At 47.7% G+C, this 16,608-nt stretch carries 15 protein-coding genes; 4 read left to right on the top strand and 11 right to left on the bottom strand.

Features of this window, described 5'->3' with window-relative positions; translation table 11 throughout:
- Positions 1-70: 70 nt before the first annotated feature.
- The 11 genes from rseP to M4J38_RS19620 all read right to left on the bottom strand — a co-directional run bounded on the left by rseP (position 71) and on the right by M4J38_RS19620 (position 13,589).
- On the bottom strand, positions 71-1,435 hold the full coding sequence (gene rseP / locus M4J38_RS19670) for an RIP metalloprotease RseP (RefSeq protein ID WP_251761523.1): 1,365 nt from the start codon (positions 1,433-1,435) through the stop codon (positions 71-73).
- A 63-nt stretch (positions 1,436-1,498) separates the two neighbouring features.
- Entirely contained in the window at positions 1,499-2,668 is a 1,170-nt protein-coding gene (locus tag M4J38_RS19665) for a 1-deoxy-D-xylulose-5-phosphate reductoisomerase (RefSeq protein WP_251761522.1), read from the bottom strand.
- An 80-nt stretch (positions 2,669-2,748) separates the two neighbouring features.
- Positions 2,749-4,089: an argininosuccinate lyase gene (argH, locus tag M4J38_RS19660; RefSeq protein WP_251761521.1), complete on the bottom strand. Its 1,341-nt coding sequence runs from the start codon at positions 4,087-4,089 to the stop codon at positions 2,749-2,751.
- A gap of 275 nt (positions 4,090-4,364) precedes the next feature.
- A complete protein-coding gene (locus M4J38_RS19655) occupies positions 4,365-5,450 on the bottom strand; it encodes a M20 family metallo-hydrolase (RefSeq protein ID WP_251761520.1) in 1,086 nt (361 codons plus the stop codon).
- A 9-nt stretch (positions 5,451-5,459) separates the two neighbouring features.
- Positions 5,460-6,248 carry an acetylglutamate kinase gene (gene argB / locus M4J38_RS19650; protein WP_251761519.1) on the bottom strand — a complete coding sequence of 263 codons (789 nt, stop codon included), beginning with the start codon at positions 6,246-6,248 and terminating at the stop codon, positions 5,460-5,462.
- Between the two features lie 43 nt (positions 6,249-6,291).
- On the bottom strand, positions 6,292-7,257 hold the full coding sequence (locus M4J38_RS19645; RefSeq protein ID WP_251761518.1) for an acetylornithine carbamoyltransferase: 966 nt from the start codon (positions 7,255-7,257) through the stop codon (positions 6,292-6,294).
- Between the two features lie 108 nt (positions 7,258-7,365).
- Positions 7,366-8,514: an aspartate aminotransferase family protein gene (locus M4J38_RS19640; protein WP_251761517.1), complete on the bottom strand. Its 1,149-nt coding sequence runs from the start codon at positions 8,512-8,514 to the stop codon at positions 7,366-7,368.
- Positions 8,515-8,640: 126 nt separating this feature from the next.
- Positions 8,641-9,615 (bottom strand): N-acetyl-gamma-glutamyl-phosphate reductase, encoded by a 975-nt coding sequence (argC, locus tag M4J38_RS19635; RefSeq protein WP_251761516.1) that lies wholly within the window; start codon positions 9,613-9,615, stop codon positions 8,641-8,643.
- A gap of 36 nt (positions 9,616-9,651) precedes the next feature.
- Positions 9,652-10,845: an argininosuccinate synthase gene (locus tag M4J38_RS19630; RefSeq protein ID WP_251761515.1), complete on the bottom strand. Its 1,194-nt coding sequence runs from the start codon at positions 10,843-10,845 to the stop codon at positions 9,652-9,654.
- A gap of 30 nt (positions 10,846-10,875) precedes the next feature.
- On the bottom strand, positions 10,876-11,562 hold the full coding sequence (locus M4J38_RS19625) for a GNAT family N-acetyltransferase (protein ID WP_251761514.1): 687 nt from the start codon (positions 11,560-11,562) through the stop codon (positions 10,876-10,878).
- A gap of 533 nt (positions 11,563-12,095) precedes the next feature.
- The gene (locus tag M4J38_RS19620) at positions 12,096-13,589 is read right to left on the bottom strand and encodes a GH3 auxin-responsive promoter family protein (protein ID WP_251761513.1); all 1,494 of its coding nucleotides are present in this window, start codon (positions 13,587-13,589) and stop codon (positions 12,096-12,098) included.
- A 138-nt stretch (positions 13,590-13,727) separates the two neighbouring features.
- On the opposite strand from M4J38_RS19620, the gene rplU reads away from it, so the two are divergent.
- The 4 genes from rplU to M4J38_RS19600 all read left to right on the top strand — a co-directional run bounded on the left by rplU (position 13,728) and on the right by M4J38_RS19600 (position 16,429).
- Positions 13,728-14,030, top strand: a complete 303-nt coding sequence (gene rplU, locus M4J38_RS19615; protein WP_251761512.1) for a 50S ribosomal protein L21 — start codon at positions 13,728-13,730, stop codon at positions 14,028-14,030.
- A 20-nt stretch (positions 14,031-14,050) separates the two neighbouring features.
- On the top strand, positions 14,051-14,317 hold the full coding sequence (gene rpmA, locus M4J38_RS19610) for a 50S ribosomal protein L27 (RefSeq protein WP_251761511.1): 267 nt from the start codon (positions 14,051-14,053) through the stop codon (positions 14,315-14,317).
- Positions 14,318-14,390: 73 nt separating this feature from the next.
- Positions 14,391-14,648, top strand: a complete 258-nt coding sequence (locus M4J38_RS19605; RefSeq protein ID WP_251761510.1) for a hypothetical protein — start codon at positions 14,391-14,393, stop codon at positions 14,646-14,648.
- Between the two features lie 131 nt (positions 14,649-14,779).
- Positions 14,780-16,429, top strand: coding sequence for a DNA polymerase/3'-5' exonuclease PolX (locus tag M4J38_RS19600; RefSeq protein WP_251761509.1), 1,650 nt, complete (start codon positions 14,780-14,782; stop codon positions 16,427-16,429).
- The last annotated feature ends 179 nt before the right edge of the window (positions 16,430-16,608 follow it).

The raw sequence follows: 16,608 nt of genomic DNA, 5'->3' as shown, positions 1-16,608 counted from the left end.
AGCCGCTTTAGAAATCTAAAATTAAGAAAATAAAAGTTCCGCAATAACACAGAATCTTTGCGTGAAATACCTAAAACAAATCCTTCACCACCCTGAAAATATCCAATCCCAGCGCGTAAGCCATCAATCCCAGCAGCAGTATCATGCCTACCATCTGTGCGTATTCCATGAACTTATCGCTCGGCTTGCGGCCGGTAATCATTTCAATCAGCGTGAACAACGCGTGCCCGCCATCCAGTGCAGGAATCGGTAAAATGTTCATCAGCGCGAGCACCAGCGAGAAAAACGCGGTAAGTCCCCAGAAACTTTCCCAATCCCAGCGGGAGGGGAACATTTTCCCGATGCTGATCACACTACCGAGTGATTCGGAAGTTTTAACTTTTTTAGAGAAGAGCAGCTTTAACTGGAGCCAGTAGGATTCCAGTGTTTCCACGCTTTTGCGGTAACCGGCGGGAAAACTTTGAAAGAAAGAGTATTCAATATTTTTTACTTCAAACATTTTGTTGAGATCGGGTTGCACGTAGATGCCGAGTATGCCGTCGTTTCCAATTGCGGCGGTTTTAGACAGCGTATCCTTACCGCGTTGTATGCCCAGCGCTATTGATTTGCCCTTGCTCTGCTTCATCATCCGGAGATAATCCTGGTAGTAAACGATGGGCGTATTGTTAATGGAAACGATCTTATCTCCTTTCTGTAGTCCGATCTTTCCTGCCGGATTTTCGGGGCCAACGCTATCGATAGGCGTATTGGGCACACGCAGATCAATAAAATTGATTGCTTTGTAGCTCACCAGTTTCCCGGCGAAATCATCGGGAATAGCGATGTTCATGGGCTGGCCATCTCTTTCAATATTGAACGTTTTGGCATCTTTCAGAATTACTTCCAAAGGTATCTTCCGGAACTTATCGATGTATTTACCATCCACGCCGGTCATTTTATCGCCATCACGCAAACCAATGCTTTGGGCGAGGGAATCAGTGGCGATGCCATAAGTAAATTTATTGGTAGGAACATAAGACTCACCCCAGTACCAGAGCATCATTGCATAGATGATAAACCCGAGGATCAGGTTCACCACTACCCCGCCCACCATGATGATGAGCCTTTGCCATGCGGGTTTGCTGCGGAACTCCCAGGGTTGGGGCGGTTGCTTCATCTGCTCTTTGTCCATGCTTTCGTCCACCATCCCGGAGATTTTCACGTAACCACCGAAGGGCACCCATCCGAGGCCATATTCCGTTTCGCCCACTTTCTTTTTGAAAAGGGAGAACCAGGGGTTGAAGAAGAGGTAGAATTTCTCCACGCGGCATTTGAACCATTTTGCGGGGAGGAAGTGGCCCATTTCATGGAGAACCACGATAATGGAGAAAGAAAGTACGAATTGGCCGGCTTTCACGGCGGTTGCGGTCCAGTCTATCGCTAACAAAGTGCTCATGTTCTCAAATATCGCAATTAAGCGGAAGGGAGGAAATAATTTTTTATTAAAGCCCGGGGCGCATTACAGGTGGATCAGGGAAGCCGCGTATTGACGGGCTTCGGCATCACTTTCGTAGTAATCTTCCAGGGTGGGGTTTTCGATGAACGGTATTTTGTCCATGGTTCTTTCGATGAGATCGGTCATATCGAGGAAGCCGATCCTGTTGCGGAGAAAGGCGAAAACGGCCAGTTCGTTGGCGGCGTTCATCACGCAGGGAAGGTTACCGCCTTTGCGGAGCGCGTCGATGGAAAGGGCCAGGTTCCTGAATGTTTTCAGGTCCGGTTCCTCGAAAGTGAGGGTATTCGGTTTCCTGAAATCGTATCTGGGAAAATCGTTTGGAATTCTTTGCGGGAAGGCCATGGCATACTGAATGGGCAGTTTCATGTCGGGAAGTCCCATCTGCGCCTTGATGCTGCCGTCTTCGAACTGTACCATGGAGTGGATGATGCTTTGCGGGTGCACCACTACCTGCACCTGATCGGGCAGGAGGTTGAACAGCCAGCGTGCCTCGATCATTTCCAGCCCTTTGTTCATGAGGGTGGCCGAGTCGATGGATATTTTGGCGCCCATGCTCCAGTTGGGGTGTTGTAAGGCGTGGTCGCGCTTAACGTTCACCAGGAAATTAGGCTTTTTGCCGAGGAACGGGCCGCCGGATGCCGTGAGAATAATCTTTTCGATGCGGTTGCGGGTTTCGCCCACCAGGCACTGGAAAATAGCGGAGTGTTCAGAATCCACGGGAATAATGGGCACCCGTTTTTCTACGGCGCGCTGCATCACGATATCGCCCGCCACCACCAGTGTTTCCTTGTTGGCGAGGGCGATGGCTTTCCCGTTGTCAATGGCTTGTAAGGTGGGACGCAGACCGGCAAATCCGACAATCGCGGCCAGCATCAGGTCGTAGCAATCCAATGCGGCCACTTCTTCCAGCGCCTTTTCACCCGCGAATACCTTTACATCCGTGGTGTTGAGGGCTAGTTTTACCTTCTGGTATTTCGACTCATCCCCTATCACCACTATATTTGGCTGGAACTTTAAAGCCTGTTCCACCAGTAATTCATCGTTGTTCTGTGCCGTGAGCACCTCGGCTGAAAAAAGATCGGGATTGGAAGCGATCACTTCTAGGGCCTGCGTTCCAATGGAACCGGTTGATCCGAATATGGCGATCCTTTTCCTGTTATTTTCTCCATTCATGTTTTTCGTTCTGCGACAAACCTAATTGATAATTCTGAATTTTGAATGTTGAATGTTGGATTTGAACCTGAACACAAGGATCAGCCCGCTTTTCCGGCCAATTGATTTAATGCGGCATTCACTTCTTCGAACCCGAACTTTTCCAATTCATTCAACATCATGCGCCGGATCTCTTCATTACAAAGATTTCCGATAGAACCTTCGTGGGTATGTTCCACACCGGTGGCGTAAGTGTAGCTTCCCTGCTCAATATCCAGGCCAATTTTTTTATAGGCATCGCGGAACGGCATGCCGTTCAGCACGGCTTTGTTCACTTCTTCCACGCTGAAGAGGTACTTGTATTTGGAATCTTCCAGTATATCTTTATTCACCTCGATATTGGAGAGCATCAGGTGCACCATGTCCAGGCAATCTTCCAACGTATCAAAAGCGGGGAACAGGTGCTCCTTCAGCAATTGCAGATCGCGGTGATAACCGGAGGGAAGATTGGTGGTCATCAGCATGATCTCGTTGGGCAACGCTTTGATGCGGTTGCAATGCGAACGCACCAATTCGAAAACGTCCGGGTTCTTTTTATGCGGCATGATGCTGGAACCGGTGGTGAGTTCGGCAGGAAAACTTACGAAACCAAAGTTCTGGTTCAGGAACAGGCACTGGTCCATAGATAGTTTCGCCAGTGTATCCGCCAGGTTACACAAAGCCTGCGCCGTAATTCGTTCCGCCTTTCCCCTGCCCATTTGTGCATACACCACGTTGTAATTCAGATCGGAGAATCCGAGCAGTTGTGTGGTCTTTTTCCTGTTGATGGGAAAAGAAGAACCGTATCCTGCCGCAGAACCTAACGGGTTTTTATTCGCCACTTCATAAGCGGCGCGCAATGTAATGATATCGTCTACCATGCTTTCAGCATACGCGCCAAACCACAGCCCGAAAGAGGAAGGCATGGCCAGTTGCAGGTGCGTATAACCGGGCAGCAGGTCGTTTTTGAAGTTTTCGCTTTGGGTGAGCAGCAGTTCAAACAGTTCCTGTGCTTTTTTCACCAGATTTTCCAGCCGGAAGCGGAGGTATAATTTCACATCCACCAGCACCTGGTCGTTGCGGCTTCGTGCACTGTGGATTTTCTTTCCAACATCGCCTAGACGCTCGGTGAGCAGGAGTTCCACCTGTGAATGCACATCTTCCACATCCGCTCCGATCGAGAATTTTCCAGATTCGATTTCCAGGTAAATGGCCCGAAGTTCATTGACGAGCAATGTCTTTTCTTCCTCCGTAAGCAAACCCACTTCCTGCAACATGGTCACGTGCGCCATGGAGCCCAGCACATCAAACGGAGCGAGGAGTTCATCGAATTCGCGGTCCTTGCCCACGGTAAATTGCTCTACAGAAGCGAGTGCGGTTGTATTTTTTTGCCAGAGTTTCATTAGAAAATTTTGGATGTTGGATGTTGAATGATGGATTGATTTTTCCGTGTTCAACAGCCTGATTTATATTTTAGCCTTCATGCCTCGTTGGAGGCCTCATCAACCCCTCTCCCTGGGGAGAGAGGCGGTCCCCCAATGTTGAAGTTGAACTATTTTTTCAAAATTCAACATTCCCAGGCGAGGGGGTAACGCCCTTACACTGCTCTAAGAAAACGTACACCTCATGTTGAACCTGAACTCCTCCCATTCAAAATTCATCATTCAAAAATTCAAAATTACTTCACCGTTTCTTCGAGCATCGCAATATACTCCTTAATACCGGTTTCAATTTCCGTCACAAAAACAAACTCGTCGGCGGTATGGCTCCTCGCGCTGTCCCCGGGGCCACATTTCAAGGCCGGGAAAGGCATCAGCGCCTTATCCGAGCAGGTGGGGGAACCATAAACGGTTTTGCCCAATGCCATTCCAGCCTTCACCAACGGGTGATCCAACTCTATTCTCGTGGAACGCATCCGCATGGAGCGTGGCGTTACTTCGGATTGTACATTATTTTTTACAATCTCCAATACCTCTTCATGTGAATAGGCATCGGTAACACGGATGTCCACGGTAAACTTGCAGAGCGCGGGCACTACATTGTGCGCTTTGTTCTCCGTTTCAATAACGGTAACACTCATTTTAACCGGGCCCAGGGTGGGCGATTCCTTTGGGAACCGGAAAGTACTGAACCACGTTATGTCCTTCAACGCTTTGTAAATAGCGTTATCGCCTTCCTCTCTGGCTGCATGTCCTGCTTTACCATGTGCCACAGCATCCAGCACCAGTAATCCTTTTTCGGCCACGGCCAGGTTCATGAGTGTAGGTTCCCCTACAATCGCGAAACTGATGGGCGGGAGCTGCGGGATCACCGCCTCAATACCATTTACGCCCGAAACCTCTTCTTCAGCAGAAGCCGCAAAGATGATGTTGTGAGAAAGTTCTTTTCTGTCGTAGAAAAAAAGGAATACCGCCAGCAAAGAAACCAGGCATCCGCCCGCATCATTGCTCCCTAGTCCGAACAGCTTTCCATCTTCCACTTCGGGTAGAAATGGATCGCGGGTATATTTAGGGTTAGGCTTCACGGTATCGTGGTGGGAATTCAGCAATATCGTCGGCTTTCCCGGATCGAAATATTTATTCAACGCCCATACATTGTTGCCGCTGCGGCTATGGTGCACGCCTCTTTCTCCAAGGAACCGGCATAAAATGCCTGCGGTCTGGTCTTCTTCCCTGGAAAATGAAGGAGTAGCTATCAGCTCTTTTAATAAGCTGATGGCCGATGTGGTGAGCGATTCAATATTGGTAAAGTTGTCGGATGTCATAGGATAATTTTATCGGATCAATGTGCCGGAAGTCTCATTCCCTGTGTTGGCTTTTAAATCATCCGCATGACCAATCAGCACTTCTTTCACACCAGAATGTATGGCCGCGAAAGCATTGTCTATTTTAGGAAGAATGCCCGCGAAAAGTTTGTTTTCCGCTTTCAACCTGGCGTAGATATCCTGGTTAATAAGCGGAACTACCGAGTTGTCATCTTCCACATTCTCCAGTACGCCTTTCTTCTCGAAACAATAAATCAGCCGGACATCGTAAAATGCCGAAAGCCCTGTTGCAAGAATGGAAGCGATGGTATCAGCATTGGTATTCAGAATATGTCCCTGTCCGTCATGTGTGAGTGGGGCCACCACGGGTATCCACCCATGCTCCAACATCGCTTTTGCTGGAGCGGCGTTTATTTTTTCTGCAGGGATATCACCAACCCAGCCGAAATCCGTTTCTTTCACCGGGCGTTTCACCGCCGGGATGAGGTTGGCATCCACGCCGGTTAACCCGATTGCGTTGCAGCCCAACGCCTGCAGGCTGGCCACCATCTTTTTGTTCACCAGTCCGCCATATACCATGGTCACCAGGTTGATGGTAGCATCATCGGTGATCCTTCTGCCATTGATGTATTTCGATTCAATGCCTAATTGCTCCCCCAGACGTGTAGCGATTTTACCACCGCCATGCACGAGGATCCTGGGCGCATTGATACAGGCGAACTGCGTTAAAAAGCGGTTCAGGTTTGCTTCATCATCAATTACGTTTCCGCCGATCTTTATTACAAACAATTGTTCCATCGTATCGCTTTGGCTTCCATTGATCGCTTGTCAACAGAAGTGATTAGTGATTACTCAACAATTCGCTGATTACCGCCTGCGCGGCCCATACCCTGTTGCCTGCCTGGCGCGTTACCAGACTGTTCTGGCTATCCAGCACTTCATCGCTCAATTCCACATTTCTTCTTACCGGGAGGCAGTGCATCACCTTTGCGTTGTTCGTACCGCGCAGCGATTCCTCCGTCAGCATCCAGGCCGGATCGTTTTCATATATCTTCCCATAATCACGGAAAGTACTCCAGTTTTTCACATATACATAATCCGCTCCTTCCAGCGCTTCGGCCTGGTTGTGCGTAATGGTAGCACCATCGGTATATGCTTTGGCCAGATGGTAGTCTTCCGGATGCGTGATCACAAAATCCGCTTCTCCCCAGGCATTGATCCATTGGGAGAAGGAGTTGGCCACACATTGCGGCAAGGCCTTTACGTGTGGGGCCCAGGTGAGTACAACTTTGGGACGTTTGGCCATGGTTCCGGTCTGTAACCTGTGTTCTGTAATCGTAATCACATCGGTTAAACTTTGCAAAGGATGCAGTGTTGCGCTTTCCAGGCTGATCACCGGCACGCCTGCATATTGCATGAACTGCTTGATGTACATTTCACTGTAATCATCGTCCCTGTTCTTCAGAGAAGGGAAGGTTCTGATACAAAGAATATCAAAATACTGCCCCAAAATCGGCGCGGCATCTTTCACGTGCTCCACCGTATTTCCACTCATGATGGCGCCTTCTTCAAACTCCAGTGCCCATCCTTCCTTGTCCACGTTGAACACGATGGGGTCCATGCCCAGGTTAGCGGCGGCCACCTGCGTGCTGAGGCGGGTACGCAAACTGGGGTTTAGGAACAACAGACCAATACGTTTACCCGCACCTAAACTGCGGTCCTTAAAAGGATCGGCTTTGTAGGCCAGCGCCTTTCGCACCAGGCTGTTGATGTCCCCCGCATCCTGAACCGAAATAAAATTCTTCATGGTGTTTGCTATGGTTTAAATGCTTCCCTTCATTGAGTGAGGTGGAATGCTATTTAAAAAACTTTATCGTATGCCCATTCCCTTTTCCCGAAACAATAAAACTACCGCCTATGCGCTTACGGGAACGCTTTTCAGTTCAGCGGCCAATGCTTCGAGGAAGCGATCAGCATGCGCCTTTGTGATGTTCAGTGCCGGCAGCAGCCTGATTACATTGGGTTTCGCCTCCCCGGTAAATATCCTGTGTTTGAACAACAGGTTCTTCTTCACCTCACTGAGTTCAGCAGGCAATTCAATACCAATCATCAATCCCCTGCCCCTTACTTCAGTGATGCCTGTAAATCCTTTGAGTTGTTCTATCAGGTAATTACCCACTTCGGCTGCATTGGCCATCAGGTCATCTTTTTCCATCACTTCCAGCACCGCCAGCGCCGCGGCACATGCCAGGTGATTGCCGCCAAACGTGGTGCCCAGCATACCGAATTTGGGTTGAAGCTGAGGCGCAATGGAAATAGCGCCTATCGGGAACCCGTTGCCCATACCTTTCGCCATGGAATAGATATCCGCTTCAGTACCGCTGTAATCGTGTGAGTAGAAAATCCCGGTTCTGCCATAGCCGCATTGCACCGAATCTGCAATATACACGGCGCCATAATCATTACACAAAGACCTGATGGCTTGGAGGAAATCAATAGAAGCTTCCCGGATACCGCCTACGCCCTGAATACCTTCCACAATAACCGCCGCCACTTGTTTTCCGTGTTCCGAGAAATAACCATGCAATGCCGTTACATCATTGAAAGGCAGGAAAACCACGTTATCCGTTTGGTTTACCGGCGCCACGATGGCCGGGTTATCTGTAGCCGCTACTGCAAGTGAAGTTCTTCCATGGAAAGATTTGGAGAAAGCGACGATTTTCTTCCTGCCGGTATGGAAAGAAGCCAGTTTCAACGCGTTCTCATTCGCTTCCGCGCCAGAGTTGCACAAGAAAAGCTGGTAGTCTTTTTTGCCGGAAACAACACCCAGTTTTTCCGCCAGTTGTTGCTGAACGGGAATTTTAATGGAGTTGGAATAGAACCCCACCTGATGCAGTTGTGTTTCCAGCCGCTGCACATAATGCGGGTGCGTATGTCCGATAGAGATCACGGCATGACCGCCATACAAATCAAGGTATTCATTCCCTTTATCATCCCATACCTTAGCACCTTCGGCTTTCACGATGGTGATATCATTTAATGGGTAAACGTCGAATAGTTTCATTTTAATGTTTCATGTTGAATGTTGAAAGATGAATTAACCTTGTGTTTAATTAGAACAGGTTTATATTCAGTTTTCAATATTCATGGTTAATAGATTGTGGTTGCTTTTATACAACCGCATCATTCATCAGAACCCAATACTCTTCATATTCAATCCACTCCGCTCGTTCAGTCCGAACATCAGGTTCATATTCTGTACTGCCTGACCGCTGGCTCCTTTCAGCAGGTTGTCGATGGCGGAATGGACCACCAGTTTAGACCCTACTTTTTCGGGCTGGATCACGCATTTATTGGTGTTCAACACCTGTTTCAGGTAGATGGGTTCCCTTGATGCCGTGGTGAACGGGTGATCTTTATAGAAGTCTTCAAACAGCACGTACACTTCTTCCGCTGAAAGCGCGCATTCCAGTTGGGAACTGATGAAAATTCCTCTGGTAAAATCGCCTCTCCAGGGTACAAAATTGATCCCTCCATCCGCATCAGGCTGCAATTGCTTTACCGATTGACCGATTTCTTTCAGGTGCTGGTGCGTCAGCGTTTTATACGCCTGGATATTGTTCGCTCTCCAGGAGAAATGAGAAGTGGCCGCCAGCGATTGTCCTGCGCCGGTTGAACCCGTAATGCCTGTGGTGTGCACTTCTTTTAAAATTCCAGCCTTCGCGAGTGGCAGTAATCCCAGTTGAAGCGCCGTGGCAAAACATCCGGGGTTGGCGATATTGTTCGCGGAACGGATGGCATCCCTGTTCAATTCCGGCAATCCATACACAAAAGTACGGTCGCCGATCACTGCTTTTTCAGCCAGGCGAAAATCCTGCGAAAGATCGATGATTTTCACGTGTGCCGGCCAGTGATTTTCTGCCAGGAATGTCCGTGCTTCTCCGTGCCCTACACATAAAAAAAGTACGTCAATATCATCATGGAACTTTTCGGCGAAACGAAGTTCCGTATCACCGATGAGGTCGGGGTGCACGGCGTGTACGGGTTTGCCCGCATTGCTCCTGCTGTGCGCAAAACTGATGGACACTTCGGGGTGGTTGATCAGCAAACGAAGCATTTCTCCGCCTGTATAACCCGCTCCGCCTATTATTCCGACTTTTAACATGAGTGAAATTTTGGATGTTGGATGCTGAATTTATAATCAATTACTTTCCTTCACCTGGTGGTAAATCATCGTTTGGTTGCCGAAGATCTTACTGAAGCCACGCACATCTTCTCCGCTCCATCCGTTGTTCATCTCACCATACTTACCAAATTTACTGCTCATGAGGTCGAAGCTGGATTCGATGCCTGAAACAACGAAATGGTAAGGCTTCAGCTGCACAAATACATCACCGGTAACATTTTCCTGAGAGCTGATGAAGTAGGCTTCTATGTCGCGCATTACGGGATCCATGATCTGTCCTTCATGCAGCCAGTTGCCGTAGAACAATGCCAGTTGGTCTTTCCAGTTGAGCTGCCATTTGGTGAGCACGTGCTTTTCCAGCGCGTGGTGCGCTTTCAGGATCACCATGGGAGCGGCGGCTTCAAATCCAACGCGGCCCTTGATTCCGATAATGGTGTCGCCCACATGTATATCGCGGCCCACGCCGTATTTCCCGGCGATAGACTGAAGGTTAATGATCGCATCTGTTGGATGCTCGAAAGACTGATCATTCACAGCTTTCAGCTCTCCTTTTTCAAAGCTAAGCTTCACTTCTTCGGTACCGGTGGCGGTCACCTGCGTGGGCCATGCTTCTTCGGGTAATACTCCCCGTGAGTTGAGGGTTTCTTTTCCGCCCACACTTGTTCCCCACAGGCCTTTGTTGATGGAATACATGGACTTTTCAAAGTTCATGTCCACATTCTTGCCCTTTAGGTAAGCGATCTCTTCTTCGCGACTGAGTTTCAGGTCACGGATCGGGGTGATGATTTCCACGCCGGGGATCATGATATTAAAAATCATGTCAAAGCGCACCTGGTCATTTCCGGCACCGGTACTACCGTGTGCCACGGCATCGGCGTTCAGTGTTTTCACGTGCTCCGCGATGTGTAAAGCCTGGCTCAGGCGCTCCGCGGAAACACTGAGGGGATAAGTATTGTTCTTCAGCACATTTCCATATACCAGGAAACGGATGATGGAATCGTAATAACTTTTCACCGCGTTCACGGTGGTATGCGTTTTCACACCCAGCTTGTAGGCGTGTTGTTCAATCTTTTCCAGCTCTTCCCGCGTAAAACCTCCGGTATTCACGATAATGGAGTGCACTTCGTAACCTTTGTCTTCACCGAGATATTTAACACAGTAGGAGGTATCCAGACCTCCGCTGAAACCGAGTACAACTTTTTTAGCCATGATAATTGATTGCAGAAATGATTGAATGGGTTAAAAATGGAAGAGCGACCGGATAAAAGAAGATTTCTCTTTTCCCAGGCGCAGGAGCTTCACGAGCCTGTTCTGTTTGAAACGCAGCAGGCGTTCGTACACTTTCGATTTTTCTTCGAAATGTTCTTTGGTCTCCTTTGGTTCGTAATGATCTTTCGGATCGTAGAGCATGGCGGTGCACATGCAGTTCTTACGCTCCTTGCTCATCAGGATGTCGTAGTTCACACAGCTTTTACAGCCGGCCCAGAAAGCTTCATCCTGGGTGAGTTCGGAGTAAGTCACGGGTTCATACCCGAGTTCGCTGTTGATCTTCATCACAGCGAGACCGGTGGTTAGACCAAACAGCTTTGCATCGGGGTATTTTTCGCGACTGAGGTCGAATATTCTTTTCTTGATTCCTTTGGCGACGCCACTTTTCCTGAATTCGGGGGAAACGATCAGCCCGCTGTTGGCCACATATTCGCCTTCCCAGGTTTCAATATAGCAGAAGCCCACCCAGGTACCATCGGGGGTATGGGCGATAACGGCTTTTCCTTCCTCCATTTTCGTGGCAACGTATTCGGGAGAACGTTTGGCGATGCCTGTTCCACGCGCTTTCGCGGAAGACTCCATTTCGTCGGTAATAGTGGTAGCGTAGTGTTTATCATCAGGAGTAGCTACTCTGATAATAATGGATTGATTTTCCAACTCTGTAAATTGTAATATGATTGTAATACAGTCAGAAAACACGTATCGTGTCAGGTATAACGGGGGGATTTTTCCACTGACAGGGGCTAGGGGTTACCTGCTCGTCCTGTCAGACACCACGTCGTGGTCTCGGTAAAAAAGAAAACACAAAATCAGTTACAATCCTGGCATTGATTGAGGTAGTGTGATGAATATGGTTTGCCTGGTTGTTCAACTTCAGTTCTATATTAGTTGTGAATGAATTCCTTGTGTTTTTTGGATACGCAAAACTAGGATAAATTCCAAAGAGTGGGGAGATTTTTTGGGGGAATTTTGAATTTTGAAATTGGAATTTGAAATCCGGATTACAACATAATGATTAACAGCATATTATATTAATACTGAAAAGATAAATTAACATTAATCTCTCTAATTCGTGGAAGAATAAACTATGATACCGCGAGCAGGCAATCTGCCGCCATCCAGCTGTTTCGAAGGATGTTCATCATCAACCGTTCCTTTATGCAAAATCCAACATTCGAAGTTGAAATTGCTTACACCCTGAACTTCAACAATTCGTCCGCAATTTTTCTATCGTTACTCAATCTGGGTACTTTGTTCTGTCCGCCGAGTTTTCCGAGTTGTTTCATGTAGTCGATAAAGCCATTTCTGCGGATGGGCGTCAGTTTCAGCGGCGCGAGTATATTGCCGGTGATGAGGTCATCGTAATAGATATTCTTCTTGCGGAGGTTGGTGTTCACCATTTCGGAGAAAGCCTCCAGGTTTGCCGGCACTTCTTCGAATTCGATGAACCATTCGTGGTAAGATTGGCCATCGACCTGGCTGATGAATGGCGCCACGGTAAATTCAGTAATGCGCGTGCCGGTTTCTTCAGCTGCCTTCATCAGACTGTATTCCACTTCTTCGCCGATAACATGTTCGCCGAAGGCCGAAATAAAATGCTTGATTCTTCCGGTTACCACGATGCGGTAAGGATTGAGGGAAACGAATTTCACGGTATCGCCGATGTTATAGCCCCACAATCCTGCGTTGCTGTTTACAATCAGTGCGTAGTTCTCTCCCAGTTTGACTTCATGCAAGGAGAGGCGCGTTGGATTTTCGCTGAATATTTCCGCGGCCGGAACGAATTCGAAAAATATCCCGCTGTTCGTATTGAGCAACAGGCCTTCCGCTTCCTGGCTGTCCTGAAAAGCGAAGAATCCTTCGGAAGCCGGGAATGTTTCAATGGAAGCAAGCTTCTTCCCGATGCTGTCGAACAACTTTGCTTTATAGGGTTCGAAGTTCACGCCGCCGTGTACCAGCACGGAGAAGTTGGGGAATACATCTTTAATGTGTTTGCCCGTTTTCGCCTGGATCCGGTCGAAATACATCTGCATCCAGGGTGGAATACCACTGATCAGGGTCATGTTCTGCTTCAGCGTTTCTCCCACGATGCGGTCCAGTTTTGTTTCCCAGTCTTCGATACAGTTTGTTTCATACGACGGGAGCTGGTTCTTGCGGAGGTATGCGGGGATATGATGGTTCACGATGCCGCTCAGTCTGCCGGTGGGCACGCCCCCCACCCTGTCTAGTACGGGAGAACCTGATAAAAAGATCATTTTCCCATCCGCGAAAGCGTGGTTGCCGGTTTCCGCCATGTAACAGAGTAAGGCGTTCCGGGCTGAGTTGATATGATTGGAAATGGAATCTTTGGAGATGGGAATATATTTGGTACCGCTGGTGGTACCGGAGGTTTTGGCGAAATAGATGGGCTGCCCTTTCCAGAGGATGTTGTGTTTCCCCTCCTTTACCTGCTGAATATAGCCTTTCAATTGTTCATAATCCCTGACGGGAACGGCCTGTTTGAAAGCCTGGTAATCTTTGACGTCCAATAACTTATGGTCGTTTCCGAACACGGTTTGCCCACCGGTTTTCAGCAGGTTTTTCAGGATCTGATCCTGATCTGCCAGTGCGGTTTGCATGCCTTTACGAACCTGCTTATATATATATGCGGCAAAGGGTTTTGCCAGGAAAGATTTGAATTTCATAGTAATGATGCGTTCCGTGTGCAAATATATCTTTTCAGGGTCGGAGTGGAACGCATATCTTTGCCAAACAAATTATAATTAATTGTTTGGAGGTTAGGAATAAAACCCTACCTTTGCACTCCTAATTTTGGAAAAATTATGCTCGCAGTCGTAAAAATAGCCGGTCAGCAATTCAAGGTTCAGAAGGACCAAACTTTGTACGTTCCCCAGATATCTGGAAACGCCGGCGATAAAGTAGAGTTTTCTGATGTATTGATGGTTGACGGAGAGAACGGCCTTTTGGTAGGTGCGTCTGTGAAGTCTATCGTTAAAGCTGAGATCCTGGATCATGTTCAGGGTGATAAAGTGATCGCCTTCAAAATGAAAAGAAGGAAAGGTTTCCGTAAGAAGACCGGTCACAGAACCCACTTCACCAAGATCAAAATCAACGAAATCGCTTAATCTAATTAAATTCTCTAATCATGGCACACAAAAAAGGGGAAGGTAGTGTAAAGAACGGCCGCGATTCCCAAAGCAAAAGACTCGGTGTTAAAATATTCGGCGGTCAGTCTGCTATCTCCGGTAACATCATCGTTCGCCAACGTGGTACTGTTTACCATCCCGGTAAGAACGTAGGTGTCGGTAAAGACTATACGCTGTTTGCACTTACAGATGGTGTGGTTGAATTCCGCAAGACAAAGGGAGATAAAACTCTGGTGTCTGTTAGCGCAGTAGAAGTTTCTGCCTAAAAAATTTTGGCGGTTGCAAATTTGTTTTTATTTTTAATGTATTATTTACTAACCATTTTAAATTCAAACAACAATGGCAACTGCAAAAAAAGCCGCCCCTAAGAAGGCTGCAAAAAAAGCTGCTCCTAAGAAAGCCGCTGTAAAAAAGGCTGCTCCTAAGAAAGCTGCCGCTAAAAAAGCTGCTCCTAAAAAGGCCGCTGTAAAGAAAGCGGCTCCTAAAAAAGCTGCTGTTAAAAAAGCCGCTCCTAAGAAGGCTGCCGCTAAAAAAGCCGCTCCTAAAAAAGTAGCAAAGAAAGCTGCTCCTAAAAAGGCCGCTGCTAAAAAAGCCTAATTCAAAAAGCTTTTAAAGTATAAAGAAAGGTTCCCAATCGGGAGCCTTTCTTGTTTTTAGCCCGATGTTCTTCTTCAGATAATCCTCCTCCTTCTCTCCGCTATTCTGCAACTTCCATTTACATTTGTACCATGGATAACAATAGCATCGCCGATCATTTTTCCCTGCTTTCGAAACTGATGGACATTCACGGAGAGAATAGTTTCCGGGCAAAGAATTATAGTATAGCCGCCTTCACCATAGAAAAGTTGCCTGCTCCGCTGAGCCAGTTGCCACAGGAACAGATCGCCGGCATCAAAGGAATTGGCGACAGCACCGCGGCTAAAATAAAAGAGTTGCTGAATACGGGCCGTCTTGCAGTACTGGATGAGATCATGCTGAAAACCCCTCCAGGCATTATTGAAATGATGCAGATCAAAGGATTGGGTCCCAAAAAAATCTCGACCATCTGGAAAGAAATGGAGATAGAATCAATAGGTGAACTCTTGTATGCCTGCAATGAGAACAGGTTAACCTTGTTCAAAGGCTTTGGCGCAAAAACCCAGGAGAACGTAAAACAATCCATCGAATTCTTCCTGAACCACCAGGGGCATTTTCTTTATGCGCAAATAGAACCTGTAGCGGAAGAATTGCATACCGCGCTCCTTCAAAAATTCCCGGACGCACAAATAGCCCACACCGGACAATTCAGAAGAGAGGCCATCACCATTGATAAACTGGAGTGGGTGGTTACCCTGCAAGAAGCTATCCTGCACGAGTTTCTTTTGCATTATAACGTGGAACAACAGCCGGCTGATCCCGGGCAGAAAGTGTATAAAACTTCCGGAAACGTTACCCTGGTATTCCACCTCGCAGATCCATCCAACTTCGCCAGACTTTTGTTTGAGACCACCGCCACACCTTCTTTCCTGGCTGGATTCCCCGCAATTACCGATCAGCCTTATCCATCGGAGGAAGAAATATTCGCGCAGGCTTCAGCGCCTTTTGTGCCCGCCTTCCTACGGGAAGAAACCAGTATTTACGAACAAATCCAAAGCAAAGGATTACCTGAACTCATTACTCCGGAAGATATAAGAGGCATCATTCACTCCCACTCCAACTGGAGCGATGGCAGCAATACACTCGAGGAGATGGCTGAAGCACTGATCAAAGATGGCAAAGAATACCTTGTGATCAGCGACCACTCCCGTACTGCCGCCTATGCGAATGGCCTGACGATAGAACGCGTGATTGCGCAACACCAACAGATAGAAGCGCTAAATAAAAAATACGCGCCTTTCCGCATTTTCAAAAGTATCGAATCAGATATCCTGAACGACGGCGCCCTGGATTATCCTGAAGAAGTGTTGAAAACATTCGACCTGGTAATTGCCTCGGTCCACTCCAACCTCAAGATGCCAGAGGAAAAAGCAATGGCGAGACTATTACGCGCTATTGAAAACCCCTACACAAGAATACTGGGGCATCCCACCGGGCGTCTTCTTCTAAGCCGCAACGGTTACCCTATTGACCATAAAAAGATTATTGAAGCCTGCGTAGCCAACAACGTCGTAATAGAGATCAATGCCCATCCCCGAAGACTGGACCTCGATTGGCAATGGATTCCTTATGCCCTTGAAAAGGGGGCGTTGCTCTCCATTAATCCTGACGCGCACGCTATTTCAGGATTTGCGGATACCCGCTACGGCGTACTGGCGGCAAGAAAAGGTTTATTAACCAAAGAGCGGAACCTGAGTAGTTTTTCTCTGGCCGAATTTGAGACTTTTCTTACTAGTAAATAGAATGACTTTTTAGTTCCGAAAAGCGCCATGTGAATATCTTCAACTGATTTCCATAACCCTTATTTGGATTTATGAAATCAGTTCAAAACCACTTTTATTCCCTAGATAATTGAACACATGCTATCAGTTGACCGATGAACAATCGTTCGCTTCCACTTCTGAGTATATCTTCAATTGCA

Origin of the sequence: Parasegetibacter sp. NRK P23 (genome assembly GCF_023721715.1) — a bacterium.
GTDB lineage: Bacteria > Bacteroidota > Bacteroidia > Chitinophagales > Chitinophagaceae > Parasegetibacter.
Note: the sequence above shows the minus strand (reverse complement) of the source record. Positions and strands in the feature narration are given on the sequence as shown.